We start from the raw sequence: 15,692 nt of genomic DNA on the forward strand, positions 1-15,692 counted from the left end.
GGTGCTCCTGGTTCAGCCGGCCTCGGCACGTTCCTTGGACAGGACCGAGCGGAAGGACGGGTAGACGTCCTCGCGCCGCTCGATCAGCACGCTGTGGAAGTTCTTCGCGTCCACCGCCCGGAAGCGCTCCAGCATCGAGCTCTCGTAGTAGTGCGAGCCCAGCGGCTTGATCTCGCCATAGCCGAACAGGTTGCAGACCTCGCACAGCTCGCGGGCCGCCCGGATCGTGGCGTCGTTGTCGCTGTCGAAATTGTCGCCGTCCGAGCAGTGGAAGGCGTAGATGTTCCACAGCTCCGGGTGGAAGCGGTCCTCGATGATCTCCAGGGCCTTCTTGTAGCCCGAGCTGATCATCGTCCCGCCGCTCTCGCCCTTGTGGAAGAAGTCCTCCTCGGTGACTTCCTTGGCCTCGGTATGGTGGCCGATGAACACCAGCTCGACGTTCTGGTAGCGGGTCAGCACGAACTGGTAGAGCAGGAAGAAGAACGAGCGCGCCAGGTACTTCTTCATCCGGTCCATCGAGCCGGACGTGTCCATGATGCACATGACGACCGCGTTGCTTTCCTCGCGGACATCGGTGATCACCCGCTTGTAGGTCAGGTCCTCGCGCCGGTAGGGGAAGCGGTCCTCGGGCTTCTCCGGCTCGCCCTGCAGGTTCTGGCGCAACTCGGCGGTGTCGGTGTCCGAGGCGATCATCCGGCGGATGCGGGCCTTGGCGGTGCGCTTGCGGTCGAGATGGACCCGCGGGCCCCGCTTGCGGTAGCCGCGCCGCTTGAAGGTCGAATCCGACATGACCTCGCGCAGGACCTTGCGCTCCATGTCGGGCAGCTCAAGGTCCTCGAACATGATCTCGATCAGCTCGTCGACGCTGATCTCGGTCTCGTAATAGTCGACGCCTGGCTCCGAGCCGGCGCGGCCCTGGCCCGGCTGCGGCTCGCCGTCGCCGGCCTGGCCGATGATCTGGCCGGGCTTGGTGTCGCCGTCGCCGGTGCCCACCCCGCCCTCGTTGTCGCCATAAACGAACTTGTACTCCTTGATGCCGCGGATCGGCACCTTGACGATCTTGTCGCCGTCACGGCCGATGATGCTTTCCTCGGCGATGATGTCGGCGATGTTCTCCCGCAGCGACCGCCGGAGCTTTTCGCGGTGCCGCTGCCGGTCGCCGGCGCTGCGGTCGGACCGCAGCGCCTCGCTTTCTTCGTAAGGACGAAAGACTGTCGTCAAGGAAGCTCCCCTGGCATGCCTGGATGAGGTTTCCCGCAGCTACGAGTCGTCAATCCTTCCACAGATGGTTCGCAGCATACTTTAAAATGGTGTCGATGCTCTCCTCACTATAGCCCTGCGCGATCAGATTCGTGACCATGCTGTCATATTTTTCCCGCTGCTCCTCGTCGCGGGTGCGCGCCTTGGTCACGATCCGGCTGATCTCGCGCACCGAGTTCATCAGCTTCTTCTCGATGGCTTCCTTGAGCGGCTCATAGGAGGTGTAGGCGACCTTCTCGCCGCGCCTGGTGGCCGACCACAGATAGGCGATCACCTCCTGGCGGAACCCGTCGGCGGCCGGACCGATCACCGCGATCTGCTCCTCGATGGACTTCAAAAAGCCCTCGTCCGGCTGCATCTCGTCGCGGGTCTGCTTGTCCTTGACCTTGGTCTTGGTGACATAGGCCTCGGCATGGTCCAGGTAGTTCTGGAACAGGGTCTCGGCCTGGTCCTTGAAGCTGTAGACGAACGCCTTGGTGATGTCCTTCTCGAGCAGGTCGAGATAGGCCTTGTGCAGGGTGTCCTGCAGGAACTCCAGGTACTGCTTCTTGGTGTTGTCGGGGAGCTCGGTCTCCTTGACCATGCCGATCAGCGCCTCGCGCACGTTGATCGGATGGATCACCCCGTCGTTCTTGGTGAGCGCGGTGTCGATCGCCTTCATGATGAAGCGCGTCGAGATCCCGAACATACCCTCGCGCTTGGCGTCGTCCGCCAGCTCGTGCGGGGTGACCTTCTTCGGCCGGCCCTTCTCCAGGACCTCCTCGCCATTATAGATCTTCAGCTTGGTCAGCGGGTCGCATTTCGAGGTCGGCTCCAGCCGCGACAGGATCGCGAACATGGAGGTGATCTCCAGCGTGTGCGGCGCGATCTTGGCGTTGAACTGCGACTTCTGCAGGAACTTCTCGTAGATCTTGGTCTCTTCCGAGAGGCGCAGGTTGTAGGGCACCTTGACCACCACCATCCGGTCGAGGATCGCCTCGTTGGTGTGGTCGGCCTTGAAGCGCTGCCACTCGGCCTCGTTGGAATGCGCCACGATCACCGTGTCGACATGGATGGTGCCGTGGCGGCCGGGCGCCGGCACGAACTTCTCCTGGGTCGCGGTGATCATGGTGTGGAGGTACTCGGGATCGTTCTTGAAGACCTCGATGAACTCCACCATGCCGCGGTTGCCGACGTTGAACGCGCCGTTCAGCTCCAGCACGCGCGGGTCGCCCTCGGAGTAGCGGTCGAGCTTGGAGATATCCTCCGAGCCGATCAGCACCGAGGTGTCCTGGTTGTTCGGGTCGACCGGCGGGACCACGCCGATGCCGCGCCTGGCGCGCTTGGAGAAGCGGACGGTGCGGATCGGCACGTCCTCGTACTTGCCTTCCCAGGTCTCCTTCAGCTTCCAGCGGCAGACCGGGCAGAGATCGCCCTCGATCCGCACGCCCAGCATCTCCTCGAACGCGCCGCGCAGATGGCGGGGGATCAGATGCAGGGGATCCTCGAAGGTCGGGCAGCCGTCGATGACATAGACCGGCGGCAGCTCTTCCAGCCCGCGCTGCAGCCGCGCCACCAGGGAGCTCTTGCCCGAGCCCACCGGCCCCAGCAAATAGAGCACCTGCCGGCTTTCCTCGCCGCCCATGGCGGCGGAGTGGAAGTAGCGCACGATCTTGTCGAGCGTGCGCTCCATGCCGAAGAACTCGTCCTCGAAGAACCCGTACACGTTGACCGGCTGGTCGCCGAACAGCCGCTTCACCCTGGGATCGGCCTCGGCATCGAGATGGCGCACGCCCTTGGCCATCATCATGTCGTAGAAGCGCCGGTGCGACTGGAAGGAAAGGGCCGGTTCCGCTTTCACCTTCTCGAGATATTCAAGGAACGTTCCCTGCCATTCTTCCTGCGCCCTCACTTTGCGGTCTTCAGCGATGATGGCAGCAAAGTCGACGGTAGTGCTCACGGTCTCCGCATCCTTTGGAAGGGGGCTACGTTCAACGCACGAACCTCGAACGGCAGTCTGTCCGTCCTATGAGAATACAGGCTCCTTGAATACGCCTTGAGGTTGAAGAGTCTATGCGAATTCTCGCCTGGCGCAAGCCGTGTACAAGTGTTGCTGCACATCGATGCAGCCGGTCCACACCGGGCGGTCGGAACCCGTTTCGGATCATGGACGGTAGCCCAGCCCAGGCGGCCCCGCCAAGAACCTAATCGTTCCCTGTCGAACTTACGTTAACGCCTGATCACGATTGTTTCAGGGAAGATGCAATCGGCCGCGGGCGCCGGGAAGATGTGGCCAAGAGGCCGCGACCGGCTTGCCATGCCGAGAGCGGCGACGCTATCCGACGGCGTGTCCGTCAGGGAGAATGGTATGCAGGCCGGCAATCGACTCAAGCGGCGGGTCGCCGCAGGCGAGCAGCTTTATGGTGCGTGGATCTCGACCGGTTCCACCGCCAACACCGAGCTGCTCGCCGCCGCCGGCTACGACTTCCTGGTCATCGACCAGGAGCATGGCGCCGCCTCGATCGAGACGGCCATCGAGATGATGCGGGCCTGCGCGGTGGGCGGCGCCGACGCGATCGTGCGGGTCCCGTGGAACGACCAGGTCTACCTGAAGCGGATCCTGGACGCCGGGGCGACCTCGGTGATGATCCCGATGGTGGAGAACGAGGACGAGGCGAAGGCCGCCGTCGCCGCCAGCCTGTACCCGCCCTATGGACGGCGCGGCTACGCCGCCCCGGCGCTGCGCTGCTCGGGCTATGGCAAGGACACCGGCTACCGCGCCAACTGGCACGAGAACCTGTTCCTGATCGCCCAGATCGAGAGCGCCGGCGCCGCCGAGCGCGCCGAGAGCATCGCCAGGGTCGACGGGGTCGACATGGTGCTGATCGGCGTCAACGACATGGCCGGCACCATCGGCAAGCTGGAGCAGCTCGACCAGCCCGAGGTCCGGGCATTGGTGGAACTGGCCGAGACCAACCTGAAGAAGGCCGGCAAGCCCTACGGCACCGTGCCCAGCGCTGCCCGCACCCCGGAGCAGCTGTTCGCCGAGGGCTATGCGCTGGTGGCAGGGGCGGGCGATGTGCCGCTCCTGGCGGCGGCCGCCCGCGCCGATCTCGCCCGGGTGCGCGGCGGGGCAGCCCTGCCGGACCGGCCGACCGGCCCCTACGGCTGAGCCTGCGGTGCCGCGGGCGAGGTTGCATCTCTTCGGGATGATCCTCGCCCTGGCCCTCCTGCTGCCCGCTGCGGCGCTGGGCGCCGAGCGCACCGATCCGGTGCGGGCCTGCCAGGATCTCCTGCCGGTGTTCGTGCAGAGCCCGGCTTCGATCACGGTCGGGACCGCCAGCGATGGTCCTGGCCGGCCCTTGGCGGTGCGGATCGGCTGGACCGGCGGCTCCACCGGCGATGGCTGGATCCGCTGCTGGTTCCTGCCGCCGGCGCGGACCGGCGGCGCTTTGCAGTTCACCCAGCTGGAAAGTTCCCGGTTCGGGACGCTCAGCCGCTACGACGTGCAGCAGGCCTTCAAGATGCTGCGCCTCAAGCGCCTGGAGGCGGCCACCGTCCGCACGCCCGTGGCGGCCACCCCGGCCAGCCGGGCCCTTTATCTGCTCCAGCAGGTCCTCAACGCCGTCACGCTCGCCTGCGTCTATGCCCTGGTCGCGGTGGCCTTCACCCTGACCGCCGCCGCGGCGCGCACCATCATGTTCGCGTTCGGCGAGCTGGCGGCGCTGGGGGGCTGGCTGTTCCTGATCCTGCATGTCGGCCTGCAGCTGCAGCTCGGGCTGCCGGCCGGCCTGGTAGTGGGGCTGGGCGTGCTGGTCTGCGGCGCCACCGCCGGCCTCTATGCCCTGCTCGCCCGGCGGCTGGTGTTCCGGAAGCTGGACGGCCGCCGGGGCAGCGGCGGCCTGATCGCCTCGATCGGGCTGGCCATCGCCGCGGCGGAGGCCCTGCGCCTGGCGGTCGGCAGCCGGCCGCGGCAGATGTCGGTGGTGGCCGACGCCCGGATCGTGCTGGTCCAGGGGCAGGGGTTCGACGTGTCGGTGACCGCCGGCCATCTCTGGGTGGCGCTCGGCACCTGCCTGATCGCGCTCTGGCTGGCCTGGCTGCTGCGCCGCACCGCCTATGGCCGCAGCCTGCGCGCGGTGGTGCAGGACCCGGGCGCCGCAGCCCTGCTCGGGGTCGACATCGACCGGGTGATCGGCCGCACCTTCATGCTGGGCGGGGCGCTGGGCGGCATCGGCGGGCTGGCGCTGGTCGCCGAGTACGGGGTCGCCGACCATGCCACCGGCCTGGCAGTGACCCTCAAGGCGCTGACCGCGGCGCTGCTGGGCGGGATCGGCTCGGTGCCGGGCGCCTTTCTCGGCGGGTTCGTCATCGCCATCGTGGAGACCGCCGCCGCCGGCTATGCCAGCGCCGCCTGGAAGGATGTCTGGGTGATGGCGGTGCTGGTCGGCCTCCTGGTGTTCCGCCCGGAAGGCCTGTTCGGACCTGGCCGCGATCGTCCGCCGGACGAGCGGATTTAATCATCATATTGCGATGACAGGCTGGTCCGGCTCGTCTAGCGTTCGGCCGCGAAAATGAGGCTTTTCCCTACAGGGAGGTGATGATGATCCGTCGTGGCGCGATGGCCGTTCTGGCCACCACCATGCTCACGTTCGGCGCAGTCGGCGCGGCCGAGGCAGCCTATCCCGAACGCCCGCTCACGCTGATCGTTCCGTGGGGTGCCGGCGGCGGCACCGATGCCACCGCCCGCATCGTGGCGGCCGAGCTCGAGAAGGAGCTGGGCGTTCCGGTCAACGTCGTGAACCGCACCGGCGGCAGCGGCGTGGTCGGCCACACCGCGATCGCCACGGCGCCCACCGATGGCTACACCATCGGCATCATCACCGTCGAAATCGGCATGATGCACTGGCAGGGCCTGACCGATCTGACCGGCGAGGACTACAACCCGCTGGCGCTGATGAACGAGGACCCGCCGGGCGTGAACGTGCCCGCCGATTCCAAGTACAACACGCTGGAGGAGCTGCTGGCCGACATCAAGGCGGCGCAGCCGGGCGAGTTCAAGGCCAGCGGCACCGGCCAGGGCGGCATCTGGCACGTGGCGCTGGGCGGCATGCTCCAGGCGGCGGGCCTGCCGGCCGACCAAGTCCAGTGGATCCCCAGCCAGGGCGCTGCCCCGGGCCTGCAGGACATGCTGTCCGGCGGCGTGCAGATGGTGCCGTGCTCGGTGCCGGAGGCCAAGGCGCTGATCGACGCCGGCCGGGTCAAGAGCCTCGCCATCATGGCCGACGAGCGCAATCCGGTGTTCCCGGACGTCCCGACGGTCAAGGAAGCGGTCGGCATCGACTTCAGCGTCGGCGCCTGGCGCGGCTTCGCCGGCCCGAAGGACATGGACCAGGAAGCGGTCGACAAGCTGGTGCCGCTGTTCAAGCAGATCTCGGACTCGGCCGCGTTCAAGGACTTCATGAACAATCGCGGCTTCGGCATGGTCTATGCGCCGCCGGAAGAGTTCACGACGTTCATGGCCGAGCGGGACGAGATGTTCGGCGAGATCATGACCAAGCTTGGCCTCGCCAAGTCCGAGTAAGGAACGCTCGCCTCCATGCGTGTTGCCGACTGGGTGTTCGGCCTGATCCTGCTGATCGGGGCCGGATTGATCTTTCAGCAGGCGGCGGGGTTCGCCGAGATGCCGGGCCAGGATTATGGCCCGGCCCTCGTGCCGTCGCTGGTCGCCACCGGGTTCGTCATCTGTGGGCTGACCCTTCTCCTCACCGGGATCCGGGCGCGGCAGGCCGCGTTCGGCCTGGACCCGACGGCGCGCGCACCGGGGCGGCTGTTCGACGCCGGCCTCACGGTGGGCGCCATCATCTTCACGATGGTCGCCTGGGACGCGCTGGGCTTCCTGATCGTGTCGTTCATCGTGCTGACCGGGCTCACCGCCCGCTACTGGGGCGGGCGGATCATCCCCTCCCTGGCGGTGGGCGTGCTGGGCTCGCTGGTGATCGACTGGATGTTCCGCAAGATGCTCCTGGTCCCGCTGCCGCTGGGACCGTTCACGACCTGGATCTGGTAGCACATGGACCCTCTGCTTCAGGGCCTCTGGCTGGTGCTGGATCCCTACAATCTCATGGTGATGACCCTGGCGGGTCTGTTCGGGATGTTCGTGGGCGCCATGCCGGGGCTGACCGCCACCATGGCGACCGCACTGCTGGTCCCGGTCACCTTCTTCATGGCGCCGGTGCCCGCGGTGGCGGTGATCGTGACCGCGACCGCCATGGCGATCTTCGCCGGTGACATCCCGGGCGCCTTGATCCGGATACCGGGCACCCCGGCCTCGGCCGCCTATGTCGCCGACAGCTACAAGCTGACCCAGAAGGGCAAGGCCGAGCTGGTGCTGGGCTCCTGCCTGGTGTTCTCGGCGATCGGCGGCATCTTCGGCAGCATCGTGCTGGCGCTGGCCGCACCGGCGCTGGCCGAGATCTCCTTGAAGTTCTCCTCGTTCGAGTTCTTCTGGATCGCGATCTTCGGCCTGACCTGCGCGATCTTCATCAGCACCGGCCACCCGATCAAGGGCGTGGTCTCGGTCCTGCTCGGCCTGTTCCTGGCCACGGTCGGCATCGATCCCACCGCCGGCCAGCCGCGCTTCAACATGGGCTCGGTGGAGCTGATGGGCGGGGTGAGCTTCATCCCGGTGATGATCGGCATGTTCGCGATCTCCGAACTGCTGCGCTGGGTGCTGGGCACCCGCAAGCTGGAGGAGCTCAAGACCAAGCGGATCGGCTCGGTGTTCAAGGGCCAGTGGGAGCTGGCCAAGCGCTACAAGGTCAACGTCGCGCGCAGCTCGGTGCTGGGCGTGATCATCGGCTTCCTGCCGGGCGCCGGCTCCGACATCGCCGCCTGGGTGACCTACGCGATCTCCAAGAAGTTCTCCAAGGAGCCGGAGAAGTTCGGGACCGGCCATATCGAGGGCGTCATCGACGCCGGTGCGGCCAACAATTCCGCGCTCAGCGGCGCCTGGGTCCCGGCCCTGGTGTTCGGCATTCCCGGCGATTCGATCACCGCGATCGTGATCGGGGTGCTCTACATGAAGGGCCTCAACCCCGGCCCGACCCTGATGCTGAACCAGCCGGAGATGCTCTACGCGATCTTCATCGTGTTCCTGCTGGCCAACCTGGTGATGCTCCCGCTCGGCTGGGGCGCGATCAAGCTGTTCCGCTACGTGCTGAACGTGCCGCGCGAAGTCCTGATGCCCTTGATCCTGATGGCCTGCATCGTCGGCAGCTTCGCCATCAACAACAGCCTGTTCGGCGTCGGCATCATGCTGGTCATGGGCATCGTCGCCTACTTCATGGAGGAGAACGGCTTCCCGATCGCCCCGGCGATCCTGGGCCTGGTGCTGGGCGAGCTGATCGAGAGCAACTTCATCACCTCGATGATGAAGGCCAACGGCGACTTCCTGGTGTTCTTCGAGCGGCCGATCTCGGCCTGCCTGGGGGTGCTGGTGATCCTGGCCTGGGGCTGGCTGATCTGGTCGGGGATCCGGGCGCGCCCGCCGCTGGTCAGCGACGAGGAAGGCTCCACGATCTGAACCGGCCCCTGGCCACGGGCGAGGCTGCACCAAGGGAACAATAGAATGAGCGGCTGGGCGATCTATCCGAGCCTGAAGGGCCGGTCGGTCTTCATCAGCGGGGGCGGCTCCGGCATCGGCGCCAGCATCACCGAGGCTTTCGCGCAGCAGGGCGCCAGGGTGGCGTTCTGCGACCTGAGCGAGGAGCCCAGCCGGGAGCTGGTCGCCCGGCTGGGGCAGGACGGCCATGGCGAGGTCCTGTTCCAGAAGGCGGATGTCCGCGACATCGAGCAGCTGCGCGCCACGATCGCCCGGGCGGCCGAGGTGAACGGCCCCATCACCGTCCTGGTCAACAACGCCGCCCGCGACGACCGGCACAGCTTCGAGACGGTCACCCCGGAATACTGGGACGAGCGCTACGCGGTGAACCTGCGCCACCAGTTCTTCGCCGCCCAGGCAGTCTACCCGATGATGAAGGACGCCGGCGGCGGCTCGATCATCAATTTCGGCTCGACCAGCTGGATGATGGGCCTGGGCGGGATGCCGGCCTACACCTCGGCCAAGTCGGCGGTGGCCGGGCTGACCCGGGGGCTTGCCCGCGACTTCGGGCCCGCCAACATCCGGGTCAACGGTATCGCGCCCGGCTGGATCATGACCGAGCGGCAAAAGTCGCTGTGGCTGACCCCGGAGGGCGAGGAGGAGCTGATGAAGCGCCAGTGCCTCAAGCGCCAGCTCCAGCCGGTCGAGATGGCGAGGCTCACCCTGTTCCTGGCTTCCGACGACAGTTCGGCGATGACCAACCAGACCTATGTCGCGGATGGCGGCTGGGTCTGACACCTGCCAGGGGCCGGCGGCGCCGGCCCCGTTCGCGGCTCAGGCGGCCTTGGGCGGGATGCGCAGGACCTGGCCCGGGTAGATCTTGTCCGGATCGGACAGCATCGGCTTGTTGGCCTCGAAGATGACCGGGTACTTGCCGGCCTCGCCGTACTGGGCCTTGGCGATCGCCGAGAGCGTGTCTCCCTTCTTGACGGTGTAGTAGCTGGAGGTGTCGGCGGCGGTCGCCGGCTGCAGCTTGTCCTCGACCTTGGCAACGCCCGCGACGTTGCCCATTGCCAGGATGATCTTCTCCTTTTGCTCCTGGGAGGCGGTCCCGCCGCTCACCGTCACCTTGTCGCCGTCCACCGCGACGTCGACGCCCGAGACGTCCAGTCCATGGCTCTGCGCTTCCTTCTTCAATTCGTCGGCGGATGGCGCCGCTTCGGCCGATCCGATGCCGAGCGAGCGCCCGGCCGCCTTGACGAAGTCGATGAGGCCCATGACCTGTCTCCAAGATTCGCGATGGATCAGCGCAACCGCCAACCGCGCCCGCGGTGCCCCCGAGGCCACGCGACCGCAGCACGAGGAGCCGAGATTGAACCGCACCTTCTTCTGCGTGGACGGCCATACCTGCGGCAACCCGGTGCGGCTGGTGGCCGGCGGCGGTCCGGACCTGAAGGGCGCCACCATGTCCGAGAAGCGCCAGGACTTCCTGGCGAACTGGGACTGGGTGCGCACCTCGCTGATGTTCGAGCCGCGCGGCCACGACGTGATGTCCGGCTCGATCCTCTATCCGCCGACCAGCCCGGACGGCGATGTCGGCATCCTGTTCATCGAGACCTCCGGCTGCCTGCCGATGTGCGGCCACGGCACCATCGGCACGGTCACCATGGCGATCGAGCAGGGCCATGTGGTGCCGAAAACGCCCGGCCGCCTGCTGCTGGACGTGCCGGCCGGCCGGGTGGTCGCCGAGTATGTCCAGGACGGCCGCTTCGTGGAGAAGGTCAAGCTCACCAACGTCGCCTCCTACCTCGCCATGAACGAGGTGCGGGTGGACTGCCCGGAGCTGGGCGAGCTGGTGGTCGACATCGCCTATGGCGGCAATTTCTACGCCATCGTCGAGCCGCAGAAGAACTTCCGCGACATGGCGGAGCTTTCCGCCGGGCAGATCCAGCGCCTGTCGCCGGAACTGCGCCGGCGGCTGCGCGACCTGGTGGAGCCGGTCCACCCGCTGGACCCGACCATCCGGGGGGTCAGCCACATCCAGTGGACCGGCGCGCCCACCCAGAAGGGGGCCCATGCCCGCAACGCGGTGTTCTACGGCGACAAGGCGATCGACCGCAGCCCGTGCGGCACCGGCACCTCGGCGCGGATGGCGCAGCTGGCCGCCAAGGGCCGGCTGAAGCCCGGCGACTCGTTCGTGCACGAGAGCATCATCGGCTCCCTGTTCGAGGGGCAGGTGGAAGCGGCCACCGAGCTTTCCGGGGTGGCGGCGATCGTGCCGTCGATCGCCGGCTGGGCGCGCACCACCGGGTACAACACGATCCTGGTCGACGACCGCGACCCGTTCTGGCGGGGCTTTTCGGTGGTGTGAGCCCGCCCGGGTTCGATTGTGTAACGAAGAGGTCGATCCGCCTCGGGCTGCCCGGGTTCGTTCGGCAAGGCAGGCGCTTGCGGCGCGCCTCGGGTTCGTTCGCGCAATATGGCCGATCCTCTCCCCATGGCTTGGGTTCGTTCGTGCAGGACATGCGCTGACCCCGCCTGGGCCGCTCGGGTTCATTGGGCGGGGCAGGCGCTTGCGGCGCGCCTCGGGTTCGTTCGTGCACATCGGCCGATCTTCTCTCCGGATGGCTCGGGTTCGTTCGTGCAGAACGTGCGCTGACCCCGCCTGGGCCGCTCGGGTTCGTTTGGCGGGGCGGGTGATCCCGGCGCGTCTCGGGTTCGTTCGTGCACATCGGCCGATCTTCTCTCCGGATGGCTCGGGTTCGTTCGTGCAGGACATGCGCTGACCCCGCCTGGGCCGCTCGGGTTCGTTGGGCGGGGCAGGCGCTTGCGGCGCGCCTCGGGTTCGTTCGTGCAAATCGGCCGATCTTCTCTCCATGGCTCGGGTTCGTTCGTGCAGAACGTGCGCTGACTCCGCTTGGGCCGCTCGGGTTCGTTTGATGGGGCAGGTGATCCGGACGCGCTTCGGGTTCGTTCGTGCGAATTTGCTGAACCTTCTGCGGATGGCTCGGGTTTGTGCGTGCCGGTTGGGGACAGCGGGCAGGGGGCATGGCGGGATCCGGGCGCCGGGAGGGCGGCTCGATCCTAGCAGAAAATAGGATCAAAGTCCGTTTGTTGTCCGGCGGGCGGGCGAAGGTGATGCGTATCACGTTGCGCGGGGACAGGACCTGCTAGTCGTGCTATCAGACCAGATCGATGGCGATGCAGATGCGCATGGAGATTGTCATGACGGCACTTCGCCTGTTCGTGCTGCTGACTTGCCTGATCCTTGCCGGCCCGGCGCTGGCGGAATGTCCGGAGGGACAGGTCGACTGCGGCGGGGGACTGTGCTGCTCGCCATGAGCCGGAGCCGCCCGCCCTGAGCAAAGGCAGCGCACCATGTCCTGGAAGATCATCACTCCCCTGGTCCTGGCCTTCGTGATCCTGTGCACGGCGCTGGTCGTGTCGCTCGCCACGGTCACCTTCGACGACGTGCCCCTGGCCCTGCGCATGGATGACGGCCGCACCGAACCGGACGCCCGGCCGGGCGAGTTCTACCGGATCGAGGCCGACGGCCGCTTCTACGGCCCCTTGTGCCACATCGCGAGCCAGCCGCCGCCGCCGCGCGAGCTGACCCTGGTGATGCAGAACACCATCGGCCGCAACGTGCCGGCCGCGGTGAGCCTGGCCAGCGTGGTCTACGCCACCGAGGTCGACGAGTATTCCGGCCGGGCGATCGACCAGCTGCCCTTCGAATTGCGCCTGGAGGGGATCAAGCGCTGGAAGGAGGGCATCCTGGAGATGACCCGGGTCAACCTTGCCCAGAACCCCGGCTGCGTGGAGCGGCTCGCCTTCGAGATCTCGCGCGGCTACTGCGTGGTGAAGATCCGCGAGGCCTGGAGCTATGCGGAGAACACCATCGCCTTCGACTTCGACCCGACCTGCATGAGCGTCTGCTCCGACGCCAGCTGCGCACAGCAGGAGCCGCAGCGCCCGCCGGAGCGGCCGATGCCGCCGATCATGTCGATGATCAAGGTGACGCTGGGGATCAACACCTGGCGGCTGGAGCAGCAGACGGCGCTGGCGCAGCCCTGAAGAGGGCCTCCCGGGCCGCAAGGGAGCCGGACGATGTCAGCCTCGGACAAGGTCTTTGCCGGGTCGATGCCGGCTGCCTACGACACCTGGCTGGTGCCGCTGATCTTCGAGGACTTCGCCGCCGACCTGGCCCGCCGGGTCGTGGACGGCGATCCGGTGCGGATCCTGGAGACCGCCGCCGGGAGTGGGGTCGTTCCCCGGGCGCTGGCGCCGCGTTTGCGCGCCGATGCCAGCTACACCATCACCGACCTGAACCAGCCGATGCTGGACTGGGCCGCCAGCCGGCAGCCGGTCGACCACCGCCTGGCCTGGCAGCAAGCCGACGCGCTGGACCTGCCTTTCGCCGACGGCAGCTTCGACGTGGTCTGCTGCCAGTTCGGCGTGATGTTCTATCCGGACCGGGTCGCCGGCTACCGGGAGGCCCGCCGCGTCCTGAAGCAGGGCGGCCGGTTCCTGTTCAACACCTGGGACCGGATCCAGGCCAACGACCTGCCCCGCGACATCACCGCGGTGCTGGCGGCGATGTTTCCCGAGGACCCGCCGCAATTCCTGGCGCGCACGCCGCATGGCTACCACGACACGGCGAAGATCGAGGCGGATGTGCGCGCAAGCGGGTTCGGCGACGTCGCGATCGAGACGCTTGCCCGGGAGTCCCGGGCGGCACGGGCGCGCGACCCGGCGCTGGCCTACTGCCAGGGCACGCCGCTGCGCGCCGAGATCGAGGCGCGGGCGCCCGGCCGGCTGGAGCAAGTCACCGACCAGGTCGCGGCCATCCTCGCCACGCTTCACGGCGAGGGGCCGGTCTCGGGCCGGATCCAGGCGCATGTGGTGGTGGCACGGAGGTCTTGATGTTCCTGCACACGATCGGCGAGGAGGAGGCGACCGGCCGGGTCGCGGAGATCTATGCGGCGCAGCGCCAGCAGCTGGGCTTCGTCATGGAGGCGATGAAAAGCTTCACCACCCGGCCGGATCTGCTGCCGGCCTACACGGATTTTTCCGACAAGGTCCGGGCCGGCTTCTCGCTGGGGCAAAGGGCCTGGCGGCTGATCACGCTGATCGCGGCTAGGCAGGTGCCCTCCAGCTACTGCTCGCATGTCTATAGAAAGCAGCTGGTCGCGGACCTGGGCTCACCGGCGGCGGTGCTGGCGGTGCAGCGCGACTTCCGCAGCGCCGGGCTGCCGGCGCGCGAGGTCGAGATGCTGGCCTATGCCGAGAAGGTCGCGACCGATGCGTCCAAGGTGACCCTGGCCGATATCGATCAGCTGCGCGCGGCGGGCTTCACCGACCAGGAGATCGGCGACATCGCGCTGTGCGCGGCGTTCCGCTGCTTTGTCGGCCGGTTCTTCGACGCGGTGGGTGCCGGGGTGGAGCCGGCCTTCCTGGCGGAGGACGAGTCGTTCCGCAGCGCGATGACGGTGGGCCGGGCGGTGTAGCCGGCGGCCGGGCGTCGACAGGAAGGCGGGGCCGGGCGAAAGTCCGCCGGCCGTCCCGGCGCCAGGAGCCCCGCCCCTTGCCGATCGACCACGACCTGTTCTCCCGCCTGAGCGTGGCGCTGGCCATCGGCCTGCTGGTCGGGCTGGAGCGCGGCTGGCAGGCGCGCGACCTGGACGAGGGAAGGCGGGCGGCCGGCTTTCGCACCTTCGCGATCACCGGCCTGCTGGGCGGGCTGTGCGCGGCGCTGGTGCCGCTGGCGGGCGGGCTGGTGCTGGCGGTGGGGCTTCTGGCCTTCACGATCGCGTTCACCGTCTTCTACCGGCTGGAAGCCGAAGCCGACCTGGACGTCAGCGCCACCGGGGTGGTCTCGGGCATGCTGACCTTCGTGCTCGGCGCCTATGCGGTGCTGGGCGACCTGCAGGTCGCGGTGGGCTCCGCGGTGGCGCTGGCAGCACTCCTGGCGCTGAAGCAGCCGCTGCATGACTGGCTGCGCCGGCTGCGCTGGGTGGAGATCCGGGCGGGCCTGGTGCTGCTGGCGATGACCTTCCTGCTGCTGCCGCTGCTCCCCGACCGGACCGTCGACCCCTGGGACGCGCTCAATCCGAGGGAAATCTGGCTGTTGGCGATCATCATCGCCGCCCTGTCGTTCGTGGGCTACGGCGCGGTGCGGATCATGGGCGAGCGCGCCGGGATCGCCCTGGTGGCGCTGGCCGGCGGGCTGGCTTCCTCCACCGCGACCACCCTGACGCTCTCACGCCTCGGCCGGGGCAACGCGGCCGGGACGCCGGTGCTGGCCGGCGGGATCCTGCTGGCCGGGGCGGTGATGGTCGGGCGGGTGGTGGCGGTGGCCTTTGCCCTGAACCCGGCCTTGCTGCCGCTGCTGGCCTGGCCGCTGGGCGTCGCGATCCTGGTCCTGCTGGCGGGCGCGGCCTTGTGGCTGATGCGCCGCCCGAAAGCGGGCGGGCAGGGGCCTCTCCTGCAGCTGCAGAACCCTTTGGAGCTGGCGGTGACCTTCAAGCTGGTGGCGATCATCGCCCTGGTGATGCTGCTCTCCAAGATCGTGGGCGACCGCTTCGGCGAGGCCGGGATCTACGTGCTGGCCGCCGTGTCCGGCCTGGCCGACGTGGACGCCCTGACCCTGACCATGGCGCGCCAGGGCGGCGGCACCACCCCGCTGCCGACGGCGGCCACCGCCATCCTGATCGTGGTGGCGGTCAATTCCCTGGTGAAGGGCGCCATGGCCGCCGGGTTCGGCACGCCGCGCCTGGGCCTGGCGGTGACCGGGACCAGCCTGGCCGCGATCGCCGCCGGCGGGCTGGCCTATCTGCTGGGCTGAGGCAGG

Annotated in this window: 14 protein-coding genes; 11 read left to right on the plus strand and 3 right to left on the minus strand. The window is 68.0% G+C overall.

The window, feature by feature from the left end; all coding sequences use genetic code 11:
- Window positions 1-12: 12 nt before the first annotated feature.
- Window positions 13-1,221, minus strand: coding sequence for a YeaH/YhbH family protein (locus GEMRO_RS0117945; RefSeq protein WP_051329197.1), 1,209 nt, complete (start codon window positions 1,219-1,221; stop codon window positions 13-15).
- Between the two features lie 49 nt (window positions 1,222-1,270).
- On the minus strand, window positions 1,271-3,199 hold the full coding sequence (locus GEMRO_RS0117950) for a serine protein kinase (RefSeq protein ID WP_027135115.1): 1,929 nt from the start codon (window positions 3,197-3,199) through the stop codon (window positions 1,271-1,273).
- A 408-nt stretch (window positions 3,200-3,607) separates the two neighbouring features.
- Between GEMRO_RS0117950 and GEMRO_RS30340 the strand changes: the two genes are divergently transcribed.
- The 6 genes from GEMRO_RS30340 (at window position 3,608) to GEMRO_RS0117980 (ending at window position 9,637) form a co-directional block, all read left to right on the plus strand.
- The gene (locus GEMRO_RS30340) at window positions 3,608-4,411 is read left to right on the plus strand and encodes an HpcH/HpaI aldolase family protein (RefSeq protein ID WP_035485553.1); all 804 of its coding nucleotides are present in this window, start codon (window positions 3,608-3,610) and stop codon (window positions 4,409-4,411) included.
- 37 nt (window positions 4,412-4,448) lie between these two features.
- On the plus strand, window positions 4,449-5,759 hold the full coding sequence (locus GEMRO_RS30345; RefSeq protein WP_051329198.1) for a branched-chain amino acid ABC transporter permease: 1,311 nt from the start codon (window positions 4,449-4,451) through the stop codon (window positions 5,757-5,759).
- 83 nt (window positions 5,760-5,842) lie between these two features.
- Complete coding sequence (locus tag GEMRO_RS0117965) at window positions 5,843-6,823, plus strand: Bug family tripartite tricarboxylate transporter substrate binding protein (RefSeq protein ID WP_027135116.1); 981 nt, start codon at window positions 5,843-5,845, stop codon at window positions 6,821-6,823.
- Between the two features lie 15 nt (window positions 6,824-6,838).
- A complete protein-coding gene (locus tag GEMRO_RS0117970; RefSeq protein ID WP_027135117.1) occupies window positions 6,839-7,309 on the plus strand; it encodes a tripartite tricarboxylate transporter TctB family protein in 471 nt (156 codons plus the stop codon).
- Window positions 7,310-7,312: 3 nt separating this feature from the next.
- Window positions 7,313-8,824, plus strand: coding sequence for a tripartite tricarboxylate transporter permease (locus GEMRO_RS0117975; RefSeq protein ID WP_027135118.1), 1,512 nt, complete (start codon window positions 7,313-7,315; stop codon window positions 8,822-8,824).
- 45 nt (window positions 8,825-8,869) lie between these two features.
- Complete coding sequence (locus GEMRO_RS0117980; RefSeq protein ID WP_027135119.1) at window positions 8,870-9,637, plus strand: SDR family NAD(P)-dependent oxidoreductase; 768 nt, start codon at window positions 8,870-8,872, stop codon at window positions 9,635-9,637.
- A gap of 39 nt (window positions 9,638-9,676) precedes the next feature.
- On the opposite strand, the gene lysM is transcribed toward GEMRO_RS0117980, so the two are convergent.
- Entirely contained in the window at window positions 9,677-10,120 is a 444-nt protein-coding gene (gene lysM / locus GEMRO_RS0117985; protein WP_027135120.1) for a peptidoglycan-binding protein LysM, read from the minus strand.
- Window positions 10,121-10,214: 94 nt separating this feature from the next.
- On the opposite strand from lysM, the gene GEMRO_RS0117990 reads away from it, so the two are divergent.
- The 5 genes from GEMRO_RS0117990 to GEMRO_RS0118015 all read left to right on the plus strand — a co-directional run bounded on the left by GEMRO_RS0117990 (window position 10,215) and on the right by GEMRO_RS0118015 (window position 15,686).
- The gene (locus GEMRO_RS0117990) at window positions 10,215-11,213 is read left to right on the plus strand and encodes a 4-hydroxyproline epimerase (RefSeq protein WP_027135121.1); all 999 of its coding nucleotides are present in this window, start codon (window positions 10,215-10,217) and stop codon (window positions 11,211-11,213) included.
- A gap of 1,007 nt (window positions 11,214-12,220) precedes the next feature.
- Window positions 12,221-12,916, plus strand: a complete 696-nt coding sequence (locus GEMRO_RS0118000) for a hypothetical protein (protein WP_027135122.1) — start codon at window positions 12,221-12,223, stop codon at window positions 12,914-12,916.
- 33 nt (window positions 12,917-12,949) lie between these two features.
- Window positions 12,950-13,765: a class I SAM-dependent methyltransferase gene (locus GEMRO_RS0118005; RefSeq protein WP_027135123.1), complete on the plus strand. Its 816-nt coding sequence runs from the start codon at window positions 12,950-12,952 to the stop codon at window positions 13,763-13,765.
- Window positions 13,765-14,349 carry a carboxymuconolactone decarboxylase family protein gene (locus GEMRO_RS0118010; protein WP_027135124.1) on the plus strand — a complete coding sequence of 195 codons (585 nt, stop codon included), beginning with the start codon at window positions 13,765-13,767 and terminating at the stop codon, window positions 14,347-14,349. Before GEMRO_RS0118005 ends, GEMRO_RS0118010 begins: the two co-directional genes overlap by 1 nt.
- Before the next feature lie 77 nt (window positions 14,350-14,426).
- A complete protein-coding gene (locus tag GEMRO_RS0118015; protein WP_027135125.1) occupies window positions 14,427-15,686 on the plus strand; it encodes an MgtC/SapB family protein in 1,260 nt (419 codons plus the stop codon).
- The last annotated feature ends 6 nt before the right edge of the window (window positions 15,687-15,692 follow it).

Origin of the sequence: Geminicoccus roseus DSM 18922, assembly GCF_000427665.1 — a bacterium.
GTDB lineage: Bacteria > Pseudomonadota > Alphaproteobacteria > Geminicoccales > Geminicoccaceae > Geminicoccus > Geminicoccus roseus.